Source organism: Grimontia hollisae CIP 101886 (genome assembly GCF_000176515.1).
Taxonomy (GTDB): domain Bacteria; phylum Pseudomonadota; class Gammaproteobacteria; order Enterobacterales; family Vibrionaceae; genus Enterovibrio; species Enterovibrio hollisae.
On record NZ_ADAQ01000013.1, the window covers coordinates 761,229 to 776,894 of the forward strand.

At 49.2% G+C, this 15,666-nt stretch carries 14 protein-coding genes; 4 read left to right on the forward strand and 10 right to left on the reverse strand.

Annotated features, from left to right (window positions below):
- Positions 1 to 88: 88 nt before the first annotated feature.
- Complete coding sequence (gene znuA / locus VHA_RS16275) at positions 89 to 994, reverse strand: zinc ABC transporter substrate-binding protein ZnuA (RefSeq protein WP_050778574.1); 906 nt, start codon at positions 992 to 994, stop codon at positions 89 to 91.
- Between the two features lie 82 nt (positions 995 to 1,076).
- Here znuA and znuC point away from each other — a divergent pair, with 82 nt between their 5' ends.
- Together znuC and znuB are read left to right on the forward strand one after the other, a co-directional pair.
- Positions 1,077 to 1,844, forward strand: coding sequence for a zinc ABC transporter ATP-binding protein ZnuC (znuC, locus tag VHA_RS16280; RefSeq protein WP_005506314.1), 768 nt, complete (start codon positions 1,077 to 1,079; stop codon positions 1,842 to 1,844).
- Positions 1,837 to 2,622, forward strand: a complete 786-nt coding sequence (gene znuB / locus VHA_RS16285; protein WP_005506320.1) for a zinc ABC transporter permease subunit ZnuB — start codon at positions 1,837 to 1,839, stop codon at positions 2,620 to 2,622. The genes znuC and znuB overlap by 8 nt, the downstream gene beginning before the upstream one ends.
- Before the next feature lie 57 nt (positions 2,623 to 2,679).
- Here znuB and sucD read toward each other — a convergent pair whose 3' ends face one another.
- From sucD to sdhC, 8 genes are all read right to left on the reverse strand, one after another.
- Positions 2,680 to 3,552 carry a succinate--CoA ligase subunit alpha gene (gene sucD, locus VHA_RS16290; RefSeq protein ID WP_005506322.1) on the reverse strand — a complete coding sequence of 291 codons (873 nt, stop codon included), beginning with the start codon at positions 3,550 to 3,552 and terminating at the stop codon, positions 2,680 to 2,682.
- On the reverse strand, positions 3,552 to 4,718 hold the full coding sequence (sucC, locus tag VHA_RS16295; protein ID WP_005506323.1) for an ADP-forming succinate--CoA ligase subunit beta: 1,167 nt from the start codon (positions 4,716 to 4,718) through the stop codon (positions 3,552 to 3,554). Before sucC ends, sucD begins: the two co-directional genes overlap by 1 nt.
- Before the next feature lie 99 nt (positions 4,719 to 4,817).
- On the reverse strand, positions 4,818 to 6,032 hold the full coding sequence (gene odhB / locus VHA_RS16300; protein WP_005506324.1) for a 2-oxoglutarate dehydrogenase complex dihydrolipoyllysine-residue succinyltransferase: 1,215 nt from the start codon (positions 6,030 to 6,032) through the stop codon (positions 4,818 to 4,820).
- Positions 6,033 to 6,060: 28 nt separating this feature from the next.
- A complete protein-coding gene (sucA, locus tag VHA_RS16305; RefSeq protein WP_005506325.1) occupies positions 6,061 to 8,871 on the reverse strand; it encodes a 2-oxoglutarate dehydrogenase E1 component in 2,811 nt (936 codons plus the stop codon).
- A 121-nt stretch (positions 8,872 to 8,992) separates the two neighbouring features.
- On the reverse strand, positions 8,993 to 9,706 hold the full coding sequence (locus tag VHA_RS16310) for a succinate dehydrogenase iron-sulfur subunit (RefSeq protein WP_005506326.1): 714 nt from the start codon (positions 9,704 to 9,706) through the stop codon (positions 8,993 to 8,995).
- Positions 9,707 to 9,721: 15 nt separating this feature from the next.
- The gene (gene sdhA, locus VHA_RS16315) at positions 9,722 to 11,488 is read right to left on the reverse strand and encodes a succinate dehydrogenase flavoprotein subunit (protein WP_005506327.1); all 1,767 of its coding nucleotides are present in this window, start codon (positions 11,486 to 11,488) and stop codon (positions 9,722 to 9,724) included.
- Entirely contained in the window at positions 11,489 to 11,836 is a 348-nt protein-coding gene (gene sdhD / locus VHA_RS16320; protein ID WP_040529137.1) for a succinate dehydrogenase, hydrophobic membrane anchor protein, read from the reverse strand.
- The gene (sdhC, locus tag VHA_RS16325) at positions 11,830 to 12,222 is read right to left on the reverse strand and encodes a succinate dehydrogenase cytochrome b556 subunit (protein WP_005506329.1); all 393 of its coding nucleotides are present in this window, start codon (positions 12,220 to 12,222) and stop codon (positions 11,830 to 11,832) included. The genes sdhD and sdhC overlap by 7 nt, the downstream gene beginning before the upstream one ends.
- Before the next feature lie 412 nt (positions 12,223 to 12,634).
- On the opposite strand from sdhC, the gene VHA_RS16330 reads away from it, so the two are divergent.
- On the forward strand, positions 12,635 to 13,924 hold the full coding sequence (locus VHA_RS16330) for a citrate synthase (protein WP_005506331.1): 1,290 nt from the start codon (positions 12,635 to 12,637) through the stop codon (positions 13,922 to 13,924).
- A gap of 61 nt (positions 13,925 to 13,985) precedes the next feature.
- Here the strand turns inward: VHA_RS16330 and VHA_RS16335 are convergent, their stop codons facing one another.
- Entirely contained in the window at positions 13,986 to 14,744 is a 759-nt protein-coding gene (locus tag VHA_RS16335) for a Nif3-like dinuclear metal center hexameric protein (RefSeq protein WP_005506332.1), read from the reverse strand.
- 105 nt (positions 14,745 to 14,849) lie between these two features.
- Between VHA_RS16335 and VHA_RS16340 the strand changes: the two genes are divergently transcribed.
- A complete protein-coding gene (locus VHA_RS16340; RefSeq protein WP_226926530.1) occupies positions 14,850 to 15,617 on the forward strand; it encodes a DUF1853 family protein in 768 nt (255 codons plus the stop codon).
- The last annotated feature ends 49 nt before the right edge of the window (positions 15,618 to 15,666 follow it).

Genomic DNA, 15,666 nt, shown 5'->3' on the forward strand with positions numbered 1-15,666 from the left:
CTGTATTTTCTCAGATTTCCATCGGGCGACAGTGAAGCTTGCAATGGTTATGCGGCTAACATCTCACTGCAACCCGACGCATTGACGGTTAAATCGGCATGAAGCAAGAGAGATACTGACGCCCTAAACTGTTCAAAAAATCCACATAGTGATTTTTACCTACGGCAAAATCCGTTGCCAAGGGATCCAGCACCAGAATTTTGGTGTCAGTACCTTTCACCAGATTAGACACCATAGCCGGGTTAAACTGAGGCTCACTGAATACACACTGCGCCTGGCCCTTTTTAATCACACTCCGTATGGAAATCAGGGTCTTAGCACCGGGTTTACGTTCCGGATTAATAGTCAGGTGTCCGAGTGGATTCAAGTTGAAAGCATCTTCAAAATAGCCATAAGCATCGTGAAACAGGAAATACCCTTTATTGTCGATCGCGGAAAACTGTCTCAACAAGGTATTTTTTGTATTCTCCACCCCGGCAGAGAAATCTGCAAAGTTTTCTTCGTACACATCTGCATTCGTCGGATCAAGCTTGATGAGCGTATCTTTCACCGCTTTTGCAATCACCACACTTTGATTAGGCCCAAGCCAAATATGCCCATCAATACCTTCATGGCTGTGCCCATGATGGCTGTGGTCATCATGGCCGTGTATACTTTCATCAAAATAGCGTACTGGCATCCCCGGGTAGGCCGTTAACTGGACCGAATGGTTCTTCCCAGCTATCACTTTTTCAAGAAATAACTCCACTTCCGGTCCAACCCAAAACACTGCATCAGCCTCGTTAAGCCGCTTGATATCTGAAGGCTTAAGGGCATAATCATGGGGCGATGCACGGTCTGGCAACAGAATATCTACCTCGGCATAATTTCCGGCAATATCGCTGGCAATAAGGCCAAGTGGTTTGATCGTGGTAACCAGGTGTGGCTTTGCGACTGCTGAAAGTGGAAGGAGTAACGACAGGGCAATAATAAACGTCTTTGTACGACTCATCATCTCGTTGTCCGGCATATAGAATTTTAATCAGGCAAGAAATGTTATATTATAACATTTCATTTTTAAACTGTTCGTTCAAAATATGTCCTCAGTACTTGTCACACTCAACAACGTTACCGTCGTCTATGACGGCCGGAATGTACTCGATAACGTTTCTATCAAGATAGAAAGGGACAAAATCATCACGCTGATCGGCCCAAATGGTGCAGGAAAATCCACGCTAGTTAAAGCCGTGATCGGCTTAACCTGCCCAACAAAAGGCACTGTTGAGAAACGTAAAGGATTAAAAATTGGTTATGTCCCGCAAAAGCTGAAACTCAATGAAAGTCTTCCCTTGAATGTTGAACGTTTCTTGAAGCTTTCTCCGGGGGTGAGCCGACAAGATATCGAAGATGCATTGACTCTGGTCGGTGCCAGAAAGCTTCTACATGCCAACATGCATACCTTATCCGGCGGGGAGTGCCAGCGTATACTGCTGGCAAGTGCTGTGCTGAAAAAACCCGAGCTTTTGGTTTTGGATGAACCTGTACAAGGTGTTGATGTGTCAGGGCAACTTGAACTTTATAGATTGATTTCTACGTTGAAAGAAAAATTGAAATGCGGGATCCTGATGGTCTCCCACGATCTTCATCTTGTCATGGCCAAAACCGATGAGGTGATTTGTCTCCAACACCATGTCTGCTGTTCAGGTGAACCGGAAGCGATCTCTTCCCATCCTGAGTATGTCGCCTTGTTTGGCCGAAGAGAAAGTGAACAGCTCGCGCTGTATCATCACCAACACAATCATGACCATGACTTATCAGGCAGCTTAGTTGGGCCTTGCCAACATGGAGGCCAACACAATGTTTGAGTTTATTGCCATCCCATTGGTTGCCGGCATCTTGATTGCGGCAACGGTTGGTCCTCTGGGTTCATTTGTTGTGTGGCGTAAAATGGCTTATTTCGGGGATACTCTGGCTCACGGCTCTTTGCTCGGGCTTACGCTAGGCTTTATGCTGCAAGTTAACCTCAATATGGCGTTGATTCTTACCTGTGTCGTGATGGCTATTTTGTTGGTGAGCCTACAGCGAAAAAGCAATGTCTCTACAGATACGCTTTTAGGCATTATCGCCCACACATCACTGTCTCTTGGTTTAGTCACTATCAGCTTTGTGGATGATTTGCGTGTCGATCTGATGGCTTATCTGTTCGGCGATCTCCTGTCAGTCAGCGGTCCTGATGTTGGCTGGATTGCTGTTGGATGTGCGTTGGTGCTCGCGGCTATCTACCGACTGTGGAATCCCCTTCTTGCCATTACTGTCGATGAAGAAATGGCACGGGTCGATGGCTACAATGTCGACAGACTGAAACTGATCCTGATGTTGTTGGTGGGTGTGGTGATCGCAGTAGCGATGAAGTTTGTCGGAGCCCTTATCATTACTTCCCTGATGATTATTCCTGCCGCCACTGCGCGCCGGTTTTCAAGAAGCCCGGAGCAAATGGCAATGTTCGCCAGCGGTATCGGGGTGCTCGCTGTGCTCGGTGGTATTGCGCTTTCCTGGTTTAAAGATACCCCAGCCGGACCATCTGTTGTTGTGGCTGCCGCTGTACTTTTCTTTCTCAGCCAGTTTTACCGGCAAACTGAATAGTAAAATTTGCGTATAAAAAACCGCTCGATTGAGCGGTTTTTTTCGTCAGGCTGTTACTTACCAACCTGTGCGGGAGCGTAGTGCTTTACCAATGTCAGCCAAACTCTTAACCGTCGTGACACCAGCGGCTTCAAGCGCAGCAAACTTGTCTTCTGCTGTGCCTTTACCCCCTGAGATGATCGCACCTGCGTGACCCATACGCTTACCTGGAGGCGCAGTCACACCAGCGATGTAAGAAACAACGGGTTTAGTGACATTTTCTTTGATGAATGCCGCTGCTTCTTCTTCAGCCGTACCACCGATTTCACCGATCATCACAATCGCTTCAGTCTGTGGGTCTTCTTCGAACATTTTCAGGATGTCGATGAAATTAGAGCCTGGGATTGGGTCACCACCGATACCAACACAAGTAGACTGGCCGAAGCCTTCATCAGTGGTTTGCTTAACTGCTTCATAAGTCAGGGTGCCTGAACGGGAAACAATGCCCACTTTACCCGGCTTGTGAATGTGGCCTGGCATGATACCAATCTTACATTCGCCCGGAGTAATAACGCCTGGGCAGTTTGGCCCGATCATGCGAACACCCGCTTCATCCAGCTTCACTTTCACTTCCAGCATATCCAGTGTAGGAATACCTTCAGTGATAGTCACAATCAGCTCAATCCCTGCATCAATCGCTTCCAGAATCGCATCTTTGCAGAAAGGAGCCGGTACGTAGATAACGGTTGCCGTTGCGCCGGTCGCTTCTACCGCTTCTGCAACAGTGTTAAACACAGGCAGACCAAGGTGTGTTGTGCCACCTTTGCCTGGTGATACACCACCAACCATCTGCGTTCCGTACTCAATCGCTTGCTCTGAGTGGAAAGTCCCCTGACCACCGGTAAAGCCCTGACAGATTACTTTGGTATCTTTGTTGATCAAAACAGACATTATTTACCCTCCGCTGCAGCAACAACTTTCTCTGCTGCTTCAGTCAGTGAGGTCGCAGCAATAATGTTCAGGCCTGACTCAGCCAGTTTCTTCGCACCAAGTTCAGCGTTGTTACCTTCAAGGCGAACAACAACCGGGACCTTAACGCCAACTTCTTCAACCGCACCAATGATGCCATCTGCAATCAGGTCACAGCGCACGATGCCGCCAAAGATGTTCACCAGAACTGCTTTTACATTGTCGTCAGAGAGAATAATCTTGAATGCTTCAGTGACACGCTCTTTTGTTGCGCCACCACCGACATCCAGGAAGTTTGCAGGACTGCCACCGTGTAGGTTTACGATGTCCATGGTACCCATGGCCAGACCCGCACCGTTAACCATACAACCGATGCTGCCATCCAGTGCGACGTAGTTCAGTTCCCACTGTGCTGCGTGCGCTTCGCGTGGATCATCCTGTGAAGGATCGTGCATTTCACGGATTTTAGGCTGGCGATATACCGCATTACTGTCGATAGACAGCTTGGCATCCAGACAATGCAGGTTGCCCTGCTCAGTGATCACCAATGGATTCACTTCCACCAGCGCCACATCGCGCTCGATAAACAGTGTCGCAATCCCCATGAAAATCTTGGTGAACTGTTTAACTTGGTCACCTTTCAGACCCAGTTTAAATGCAAGCTGGCGACCTTGATAAGGCTGAGGACCTACCAGAGGATCGATCGCAGCTTTGTGAATAAGTTCAGGTGTTTCCTCTGCCACTTTTTCAATTTCCACACCACCTTCAGTCGATGCCATGAAAACCACGCGACGTGAACCGCGGTCAACCACTGCACCCAGATACAATTCCTGGGCGATATCAGTACATTCTTCAACCAGAATTTTGCTAACAGGTTGGCCGTTGGCATCTGTCTGGTAAGTGACCAGATTTTTTCCTAACCACTTTTGCGCGAATTCTTTGATTTCTTCTTTGGTGCTAACCAGCTTTACACCGCCCGCTTTACCGCGGCCACCGGCGTGTACCTGACATTTTACGACCCATTTGTCGCCACCCAGTTTGTCAGCAGCTTCTGCGGCTTCTTGAGGAGTATCACAGGCGTACCCTTCGGATACTGGCAGCCCGTATTCAGCAAACAGCTGTTTCGACTGATATTCGTGCAGATTCATGATGTTCTATCCGTGTTTATTTCCGTGTTATAAGTTTGTTTTGCTTTCCACACAGGGGGCTCCAGCCCCCTGTTGACCGACAGATGCCGGGCTGCAAAATTATACGTCAAGCAGCAGACGTGTTGGGTCTTCTAAAAGCTCTTTCACTGTCACCAGAAAGCCAACAGACTCACGTCCGTCGATCAGTCGGTGGTCATAAGAAAGGGCAAGGTACATCATTGGCAGGATTTCAACCTTGCCATCCACGGCCATTGGGCGCTCCTGAATCTTGTGCATACCCAAAATAGCAGCTTGTGGTGGGTTGATAATCGGCGTCGACATCAGAGAACCAAATACACCACCGTTGGTGATAGTGAAGTTACCGCCGGTCAGCTCTTCAACCGTCAGCTTTCCATCACGGCCTTTGATAGCCAGCTCTTTGATTCCTTTCTCGATCTCAGCCAGGCTCAGGCGGTCGCAGTCACGCAGTACTGGCGTAACCAGACCACGAGGCGTTGAAACTGCCATGCTGACATCAAAGAAGTTGTGATAAACGATGTCATCACCGTCGATAGACGCATTCACCTCTGGGTAACGTTTCAGTGCTTCAACAACCGCTTTCACATAGAAAGACATAAAGCCCAGACGGATGCCGTGGCGCTCTTCGAACACATCTTTGTATTGCTTACGAATGTCCATGATTGGTTTCATGTTGACTTCGTTAAACGTAGTCAGCATTGCGGTGCTGTTTTTCGCTTCCAGCAGACGTTCAGCGACGCGTTTACGCAGGCGTGTCATAGGAACACGTTTTTCACTGCGATGACCCAAGGCTGGCGTTTCTTCTTTCGCCGCAACCGGTGCAGGTGCCGCTTTCGCTCCGCCATTTTTCAGGAAGCCATCCACATCTTCACGGGTGATACGACCACCAACGCCAGTGCCTTTAATCTGATCAGGTGTCAGGTCATTTTCAGCCAGAAGACGACGAACTGCTGGGCTCAGCGCATCGTTAGACTCTTCAGTCAGTGATGCAGTGTGGCGTTTGTCTGGTGACGCCTCAGAGGATGCTGGCGCATCTTGCGTTGGTTCACCGGCAACCGCTCCTGGCTTAATCTTCGCGAGCAACTGCTTAGACAAAACCGTCGCACCTTCTTCTTCAATGATGGCTTCCAATATGCCGTCATCTGGTGCAGGCACTTCCAGCACCACTTTGTCCGTTTCAATATCAACCAGCACTTCGTCACGGCTAACCGCATCACCGGGTTGTTTGTGCCATGTCGCCACTGTCGCATCTGCAACAGATTCAGGTAGGTCGGGAACCAGAATTTCGATTGTCATTTCGTTTAATTCCTTAGCTTTCTAGTTCTTAATTCAGAGTAAGCGCGTCTTCAATTAACGCTTTTTGTTGTTTCAAATGTACCGACATATAACCTACCGCCGGAGACGCAGAAGCCGCACGGCCTGCATAACTCAACGTAGCGTCAGCCGGAATGGCCAAGCGGAAATTGTGCTGGCTGCTGTACCAGGCGCCCTGGTTTTGAGGCTCTTCCTGACACCAGACAAAGTCTTTGGCATTGACATATTCGCTGATCACAGCCTGCACATCTTCTTTCGGGAAGGGGTACAGCTGCTCGATACGAATAATGGCGACATCTGTAATTTCTTCTTTGCGGCGTGCTTCCAGAAGATCGAAGTAAACCTTACCGGAACACATCACCACACGCTTGACCGCTTTAGGATCCAGCTCGTCAATCTCTCCAATCGCTGGCTGGAAGTTACCGTCTGCCAATTCATCCAGTGTTGATGTACACAACGGATGTCGAAGCAGGGACTTCGGCGACATCACAATCAGAGGGCGACGCATTGGGCGGAATACCTGACGACGCAGCATGTGGTAAACCTGCGCCGGTGTAGAAGGCACAACCACCTGCATGTTCTGTTCAGCGCACAGTTGCAAGTAGCGCTCAAGACGCGCAGAGGAATGCTCTGGGCCCTGGCCTTCGTAACCGTGTGGCAGCAACATGGTCAAGCCACACATACGGCCCCATTTTTGCTCACCAGAGCTGATGAACTGATCGATCACCACTTGGGCACCGTTGGCAAAGTCACCAAACTGTGCTTCCCATACCGTCAGACCACCCGGCTCAGCCGTTGCGTAACCATATTCAAACGCCAGTACCGCTTCTTCTGACAACACAGAGTCAAATACCTGGAATGGCCCCTGTTTGTCATGGATATTGCTCAGTGGAACGTAAGTGCTCGCATCATTCTGGTTGTGCAAGACAGCATGACGATGGAAGAACGTGCCCCGCCCTGAATCCTGGCCTGTAATGCGGATGCGTTTGCCTTCATCAACAATGGTTGCGTAAGCCAGCGTTTCTGCCATCCCCCAGTCCAACGGTTTCTCACCATTTGCCATGGCAAGGCGATCGTTGTAAAGCTTATTGACACGGCTGTGCAGCTTGTGGCTTTCCGGGTAGGCGCAAAGGCGCTTACCCAGCTCAACCAAGCGTTGTTTGTCGAACTTATTTGGCCACTCCGCAGTCCAATCATGCCCCAGATAAGGCGACCAATCGACTGAGTGCAGTGCCATTGGGCGATACTCTTTCACCACAATCTCACCGTGGTCGAGCGCATCGCGATAGCCATTCACCAGTTCAGTGGCTTTTTCGATATCCGCAACACCTTTGTCAGCCAAAACGTCAGCGTATAGCTTGCGCGGCGTCGGGTGCTTTTTGATCTTCTGGTACATCAGAGGCTGCGTTGCATTTGGCTCGTCAGCTTCGTTGTGACCATGGCGACGGTAACAGACCAGATCAATCACCACATCGCGTTTAAATTCATTGCGGTAATCAATCGCCAGACGCGCAACAAATGCCACCGCTTCCGGATCATCGGCATTAACGTGGAAAATAGGTGCCTGAACCATTTTGGCGATGTCAGTACAGTATTGGGTCGAACGGGTATCATTCGGGTTCGACGTGGTAAAACCGACCTGGTTATTCACCACGATACGAACGGTTCCGCCAACCTTGTAGCCACGGGCCTGAGACATGTTAAACGTCTCTTGTACCACGCCTTGGCCAGCAATCGCGGAGTCACCATGGATGGTGATAGGCAGAACCATCGAACCATCTTTATCTCCAAGGCGATCCTGACGGGCACGAACAGAGCCCATAACCACTGGATTAACAATTTCCAGGTGTGACGGGTTGAATGCCAGAACGAGGTGAACATCACCGCCCGGGGTGGCGAAATCACTTGAGAAACCCTGGTGATATTTCACATCACCGGTACCCCAGGATTCACCGTGTTTACCCGCAAATTCGTCGAACAGTTCAGAAGGCTTTTTACCGAGCACGTTGACCAGCATGTTCAAACGGCCACGGTGTGCCATACCGACAACCACTTCACGCACACCTTGAGTGCCAGAGTGACGAATCACTTCTTTCACCATCGGGATCAGCGCATCACCACCTTCCAGAGAGAATCGCTTGGCGCCTGGGAACTTCGCCCCCAGATAACGCTCAAGGCCTTCTGCGGCAGTCAGTTCTTCCAACAGAGTGATTTTTTCTTCATTGGAGAACTGCGGTTGGCCAACCACAGATTCAAGACGCTGCTGAATCCAGCGCTTTTCTTCTGTGTTGGTAATGTGCATGTATTCTGCGCCAATTGAACCACAATAGGTTTTTTTCAACGCTTCGTAGAGGTCGGCAAGTTTCATGCTCTCTTGCCCGATGGCAAAAGAACCTACGTTGAATGACTCCTGAAAGTCATCTTCGTTAAGATTATGGAAAGACGGGTCCAGATCAGGCACACGCTCACGCTGCCAAAGACCTAGAGGGTCCAGGTTTGCTTGTTGGTGTCCACGGAAACGGTAGGCGTTAATAAGTTGAAGAACTTTTACCTGCTTCGCGTCGACGTCCGGATCACTGACTGATGCACTGAAATGCGCTGTCTCGGTAGCAAGCCTGCGGAAATATTCACGAACTCTTGAGTGGGGTTGCTCGGTTGCGTTGCCATTCACGACGGGCAGTCCATCAAACACTGCTCGCCATTCGCTATCTACAGACTCGGGGTCACTGAGGTACAGTTCGTAGAGGTCTTCTACGTAAGTTGCATTGGCGCCAGCCAAATGAGAAGACTCAATCCAAGCCTTCATCACGCCATTTTGCATTGTTATCCCTTAACCACTTAGTTTTTTATGTTGCTACGACCGGGGGTTAACCGGCGTTCCTTTTAAGCTCCCATGACAGGGAGCTTAAATTTTAAAGTATGTAGGTGTACAGAGGCCGATATTACACTGCGCGTTTAAGCAGCATTGAACGAATATGGCCGATTGCTTTCGTAGGATTTAGCCCTTTAGGACAAACATTTACACAGTTCATGATGCTATGGCAACGGAAAACACTAAAAGCGTCGTCCAGATCTGATAAACGCTCGTCTGTTGCGGTATCACGGCTGTCAATCAGCCAACGATATGCAGCAAGCAGACCAGCCGGCCCAACAAACTTATCTGGGTTCCACCAGAAAGACGGGCAAGACGTGCTGCAACATGCACACATGATACACTCATAGAGACCGTCAAGATGCGCACGATCATCCGGCGATTGCAAGTTTTCGCGCGCAGGCGGTGCACTGTCATTGATGAGATACGGTTTCACACGCTCATAGTTTTGGTAGAACTGGCTCATATCAATAATCAGATCACGCACTACCGGCAACCCCGGTAGCGGACGGATCACGATACTCGACTGGTCAGTCATCAGTGCTGACAGTGGTGTAATACACGCCAATCCGTTTTTGCCGTTCATGTTGATGCCGTCTGAACCACATACCCCTTCACGGCAAGAGCGACGAAAGGCCAGTGTTGGATCTTGCTCTTTCAGCAGGATCAATGCATCCAGCACCATCATGTCCGAGCCATCAGGCACTTCCAAGGTGTAGCCCTTCATGTGTGGCGCGTCATCAACGTCCGGGTTGTAACGATATACAGAAAAGTTCAGTTTCATAATCTTCTACCTCCCTTAGTAAGTACGCGCTTTCGGCGGGAAAGCTTCACGATGAACAGGTGTCATGTTGACATCACGCTTGGACATCGACTCTGTTTCCGGGTTGTAGATGGTGTGGCACAGCCAGTTTTCATCATCACGCTCTTGGTAATCAAAGCGGGCATGTGCACCACGGCTTTCTGTGCGGTAGTTTGCTGCGACTGCGGTAGAGAATGCGGTTTCCATCAGGTTATCCAACTCCAGGCACTCAATGCGCTGTGTATTGAATTCTGAGGAGGTGTCATCCAGACGTGCTTCTTTCAGACGCTCACGAATAACTTTCAGCTCTTCCAGACCTTTCGCCATTGCATCACCTTCGCGGAATACCGAGAAATTGTTCTGCATGCAGGACTGGAGGTCTTTACGAATTTGAACCGGATCTTCACCCTTCTGGGTTGAATTCCAGCGATTAACACGCGCCAGAGATGCTTCAATATCAGACTCAGACGCATCACGCGCTTCAACCTGCGCTGCCAAGGTTTCACCCAAGTGCAGACCGGTCGCGCGACCGAATACAACAAGGTCAAGCAGCGAGTTACCACCCAGACGGTTTGCACCATGGACAGAAACGCTTGCGATTTCACCACAGGCAAACAGGCCCTGTACTTCCACATCATTGCCGTTGGCGTCTTGCTTGATCGCCTGTCCAGACACCTGTGTTGGGACACCACCCATCATGTAGTGACAGGTTGGGATAACTGGAATTGGCTCTTTGATTGGGTCAACATGTGCAAATGTACGTGACAGCTCAAGAATACCCGGCAGACGTGCTTCGAGTACGTCTTTGCCTAAGTGATCCAGTTTCAGTTTAATGTGTGGACCCCAAGGGCCATCGCAACCGCGACCTTCACGGATTTCGACCATCATAGAACGCGCAACAACATCGCGGCCTGCGAGATCTTTGGCATTTGGTGCATAGCGCTCCATGAAGCGCTCGCCGTCTTTATTCAGCAGATAACCACCTTCACCACGGCAACCTTCAGTAACCAGTACACCGGCACCGGCAATGCCGGTTGGGTGGAACTGCCACATTTCCATGTCTTGCATTGGTACACCTGCACGCAATGCCATACCCACACCGTCACCTGTGTTGATATGTGCGTTTGTCGTGGATTGGTAAATACGGCCTGCGCCGCCTGTCGCCAGCACCGTTGCCTTGGCTTTGAAGTAGCAGATCTCGCCGCTTTCCATGTCCATCGCCGTTGCACCGACTACTGCACCATCCTGGTTTTTCACCAGATCCAGTGCGTACCACTCAGAGAAGATGGTGGTTTTGTTTTTGATATTCTGTTGGTACAGGGTATGAAGCAGCGCGTGGCCTGTACGGTCAGCCGCCGCTGCGGTACGTGCAGCTTGCTCGCCGCCAAACGCTTTTGACTGACCACCGAATGGACGTTGATAGATAGAACCGTTTTCAAAGCGGGAGAATGGCAAGCCCATTTTCTCAAGTTCGATAATGGACTGAGGGCCTGTTTTACACATGTACTCAATCGCATTTTGGTCACCGATGTAATCTGACCCTTTTACAGTGTCATACATGTGCCATTCCCAGTTATCCTCGTGGGAATTACCCAGAGCAACAGTAATGCCACCTTGGGCAGATACTGTATGGGAACGGGTCGGAAATACTTTAGACAGCAGCGCACACGATAAGCCCTGCTCAGAAATTTGCAGTGCCGCGCGCATGCCTGCACCACCCGCACCGATAACAATTGCGTCGAACTCTCTTACTGGAATACTCACTTACACACCCCACAAAACAAAAAAGCCAGTTAACAGATAGACAAACAGCAGCGCCACAATGCCAAACTGCATGAGCATTCGCAGTACGGTTGGCTTGATATAATCTGTCAAAACCTGCCACATACCTATCCAAGCGTGTATAAGTACGCAAACCAGCGCCAACATGGTGAAAACTTTGTTGCTTGTTTGTCCCCAAAACGCTATCCAGTTCTGATATGTCAATTCAGGGCCAAACGCAAAAAAGCCCACAATGTAGAGGGTGTAAAGCGTCATGATGATGGCAGTTGCACGGAGTAAAATCCAGTCATGGACCCCGTTTCTGCCGAATGAAGATACGTGTCCTACCATACTAAAATCCCCGCTAAAACAGACAGCACCGCAGTGATAATGAAACCCACTTTCGCACTCTGCGAACCACTTTCCAGTTCTTCAAAATGGCCCATATCCATCAACAGGTGGCGGATGCCGCCAACAATGTGATAGGCAAGCGCCGTCAAAATGCCCCATAGGACAAACTTGGCGAAGAAACTGTTTACGATGTCTGACGCGGCTTCAAAGCCACTTGGGGATGACAGGGACAGGCTTAACAGCCAGAGGAGGATGGCTACCGAAATGAAGGTGATGACACCCGACACACGGTGCGTAATAGACGCTATCGCTGTGATGGGGAAGCGAATGGTCTGAAGGTCGAGGTTTACCGGTCTTGACTTTTTTACTTTCACGATATGGCCCACTCAGCTCCATTGAGCAAATTATTGTTATTACATTCCCTGGCATCACATCCCGCCAAAGCATCGGAGCATCAGACCTACAACATCTAATAATACGATTTCACGTGCCACTGCTATTAACTGCAGTTCAAGCAATGAAATTCGCAAAGAAAATATCGATTTGAGCCCCGAAACGCTCCGGCTTTATGTAATATCCAGAGACCTGCCGCAGAGTATATGCCCCGTAACATTTAAACACAAACCAATAAAATTGACGGAAATCCCGAAACAGAGCATTAACTTAACGCGTACAGTTTTTTGATACTTGCGCAGACCCGACAAAGTTCACTTCTGCAAATTGACATCTTATGCAGCGATCGGTACAACAACGTGGTCCGTATCCGGGATAGGATTATAAAAAACAAAGGAGAATGTTATGGCAGAGAAGAAAGCTACCCTACACATTGAAGGGAAAGCACCTATCGAACTGCCGATCAAAGGGGGCACTGTCGGTCCGGAAGTGATCGATGTACGTGCATTGGGCGCAAACGGCTTTTTTACGTTTGACCCAGGTTTCGTTGCAACAGCGTCGTGTGAATCACAAATTACATACATTGATGGCGAAGCTGGCGTTTTATTGCACCGTGGCTACCCGATTGATCAATTAGCCAATAACGCTGACTATTTGGAAGTTTGTTACATCCTGCTATATGGTGAAGCCCCAACCCGTAAACAATACGAAGAATTCCGTCGTATTGTCACTCGCCACACCATGGTTCACGAACAGATCGCGAGCTTTTTCCATGGGTTCCGCCGTGACGCGCACCCGATGGCTGTGATGGTGGGAGTGGTAGGCGCACTTGCTGCGTTTTATCACGATTCTCTCGACATCAACAACGACACGCACCGTGAAATCACTGCGTTCCGTCTTCTGTCAAAGATGCCTACACTGGCAGCAATGTGTTACAAATATTCGATCGGACAACCGTTCATCTATCCACGCAATGATCTGGATTATGCTGAAAACTTCCTGCACATGATGTTTGCAACACCAGCGGAAGAGTATGAAGTCAATCCCGTTGTTGCCCGTGCGATGGACAAGATCTTTACGTTACACGCTGACCACGAGCAAAATGCTTCAACGTCTACCGTCCGTCTGGCGGGATCGTCCGGTGCAAACCCATTTGCATGTATTGCTGCAGGTATCGCCTCTTTGTGGGGGCCTGCACACGGTGGTGCTAACGAAGCCTGCTTGAAGATGCTGGAAGAAATCGGCTCAGTAGAGAATATTCCAGAGTTCATTGAGCGTGCGAAAGACAAGGACGATCCATTCCGTCTCATGGGTTTCGGTCACCGCGTTTACAAAAACTATGACCCTCGAGCAACGGTGATGAACGAAGCCTGTCACGAAGTGCTTGATGAACTGAAGATCAATGATCCACTACTGGATGTTGCCATGGAGCTGGAAAGAATCGCCCTTTCTGACCCTTACTTCATCGAGAAGAAACTCTATCCGAACGTGGATTTCTACTCCGGTATCATCCTGAAAGCTATTGGTATCCCAGTGTCAATGTTCACCGTGATTTTCGCGATGTCCCGCACTATCGGTTGGATTGCCCACTGGAATGAAATGCATGGCGACCCACAAAACCGCATTGGTCGTCCACGCCAATTGTACACCGGCTACGATAAGCGCGATTTCAAACCTTTGAAAAATCGTGAGTAATTTAGGTTTACCTAATGGAAACGCCGCTTCGCGGCGTTTTTTTATGCTTGCTGTCTGCGTCCTAAACAGGATTATCAATATCAATGAACGTGACATCAAACCCATGCTCGTTCGCGAGCCAGTCGCCCAGTGCTTTTACACCATACCGCTCTGTCGCGTGGTGGCCAGCACTGAAATAGTGAATGCCCTGTTCCCTCGCTGAATAGGTTGTCCGTTCAGAAATCTCGCCAGATATAAACGCATCCATTCCCTTGCTGGCGGCCAAATCAATAAAGTCCTGACCACCACCTGTGCACCACCCTACTTTCTTGATGGGTTTAGCCAAACCACCGTCAATATGTAGTGGCGCACGTTTTAACCTGGTGCTCAGCAATTCGCTGAACGCTTTTGCTGACATGGCTTCCGGCAGCTCTCCCCATACGGCAACAGAGTTTGGATTTCCGTCTTCCAAGCCACCAAACTGTTCAATACCTAATAGTTTCGCTAACTGCGCATTGTTGCCAACGTCAGGGTGAATATCCAACGGCAAGTGATAGGCATAGAGGTTAATGCCATGTTCAATCAATGCCTTGATACGTTTGAATTTCATCCCTTTAAGCGGCTCAGGCTCTCCACGCCAGAAATAGCCATGATGCACCAACAAAGCATCAGCCCCCTGTGCAATTGCCGAATCAATCAGTGCCTGTGAAGCCGTTACACCTGTCACGATTTTCCTGACGTTCGCTTTACCTTCTACTTGCATCCCATTCGGGCAGTAGTCTTTGATTGCAAAAGGTTTGAGATAGTCATTTAAAATCGCTTCGAGCTCGAAGTTGTTCATTATTCTTCCTGAATCTATAGGAGATTTTTCTCCATTCTACCTACCCTGGCAGTGCAGGTGAACCGTATTTGCTATATGCTTCCCAAGCACCACTAAAAAAGGTAAATGATGTTTGCAAACAATGCGCAGGTCGCTCGAGATGTGGCTTGGATTCAAACCACCTCAGACATTCTTTCACAGAAGCAGGTTTTCACCGTTTCTTCCGACTTTTGGTCTTCTTTGTCCTTCGACAGCTTCCCTTGCTATGAAGGGAGTCACCGGATTGGCTTTTACTATCAATGGTTGATCAAGCAATGCTTAAAACAAAGTATCCGCTACCAACTGCTGGCAGAGGAGCTACAGGTTGAAAGGGAAAGACAGACGCTTGGTGCGATAGATTTTGTGGTTGAAAATGCTTGCGGGGAAATCGAACACTGGGAAGTGGCCATTAAATTTTACCTCAGCGTTGAAGGAGAGTGGCGAGGACCAAACGCAAAAGATACACTGGCAAAGAAGTACCATAAAATGTCAAGCCATCAGCTGATGCTTTCCAGCACTGCTGAATATCGACGCCAATATCCTCAATTCCCGATTACAAAGCGACGGTTGTTGCTGCAAGGCAGATTATACATTAACCCTTTTCTCTCCAACGCAGGTATGCCAACACCGCAAAATCTAAACACAGCCCGGATGACTGGCAATTGGTGCTGGCCACACCAATTGCCTGAGGATAAGGATTTTTACGTGCTGGGCCGTAACCAATGGATAACATCGCCTTGTATTGAAACGCTCCCCGTCTTTACCCTCTCGGACACGCTGACTCGCGCCGTACATCTTATAGACGAAAGCAACAAACGGTGGTTTGTCGTACCAGAAAGCTGGCCTTCCTGTTAGATCCACCCAATAAGTAAGCCACCTGTTTTCGGTGGCTTACTTTAACAAT

What these genes read in the sequence shown, in the direction of transcription:
- VHA_RS16310 (WP_005506326.1), bottom strand. Translation starts at nt 9,706, where the DNA reads ATGAAACTGAACTTTTCTGTATATCGTTACAACCCGGACGTTGATGAC.
- sucA (WP_005506325.1), bottom strand. Translation starts at nt 8,871, where the DNA reads ATGCAAAATGGCGTGATGAAGGCTTGGATTGAGTCTTCTCATTTGGCT.
- znuA (WP_050778574.1), bottom strand. Translation starts at nt 994, where the DNA reads ATGATGAGTCGTACAAAGACGTTTATTATTGCCCTGTCGTTACTCCTT.
- odhB (WP_005506324.1), bottom strand. Translation starts at nt 6,032, where the DNA reads ATGACAATCGAAATTCTGGTTCCCGACCTACCTGAATCTGTTGCAGAT.
- sucC (WP_005506323.1), bottom strand. Translation starts at nt 4,718, where the DNA reads ATGAATCTGCACGAATATCAGTCGAAACAGCTGTTTGCTGAATACGGG.
- VHA_RS16335 (WP_005506332.1), bottom strand. Translation starts at nt 14,744, where the DNA reads ATGAACAACTTCGAGCTCGAAGCGATTTTAAATGACTATCTCAAACCT.
- VHA_RS16340 (WP_226926530.1), top strand. Translation starts at nt 14,850, where the DNA reads ATGATGTTTGCAAACAATGCGCAGGTCGCTCGAGATGTGGCTTGGATT.
- sucD (WP_005506322.1), bottom strand. Translation starts at nt 3,552, where the DNA reads ATGTCTGTTTTGATCAACAAAGATACCAAAGTAATCTGTCAGGGCTTT.
- znuC (WP_005506314.1), top strand. Translation starts at nt 1,077, where the DNA reads ATGTCCTCAGTACTTGTCACACTCAACAACGTTACCGTCGTCTATGAC.
- VHA_RS16330 (WP_005506331.1), top strand. Translation starts at nt 12,635, where the DNA reads ATGGCAGAGAAGAAAGCTACCCTACACATTGAAGGGAAAGCACCTATC.
- sdhD (WP_040529137.1), bottom strand. Translation starts at nt 11,836, where the DNA reads ATGGTAGGACACGTATCTTCATTCGGCAGAAACGGGGTCCATGACTGG.
- znuB (WP_005506320.1), top strand. Translation starts at nt 1,837, where the DNA reads ATGTTTGAGTTTATTGCCATCCCATTGGTTGCCGGCATCTTGATTGCG.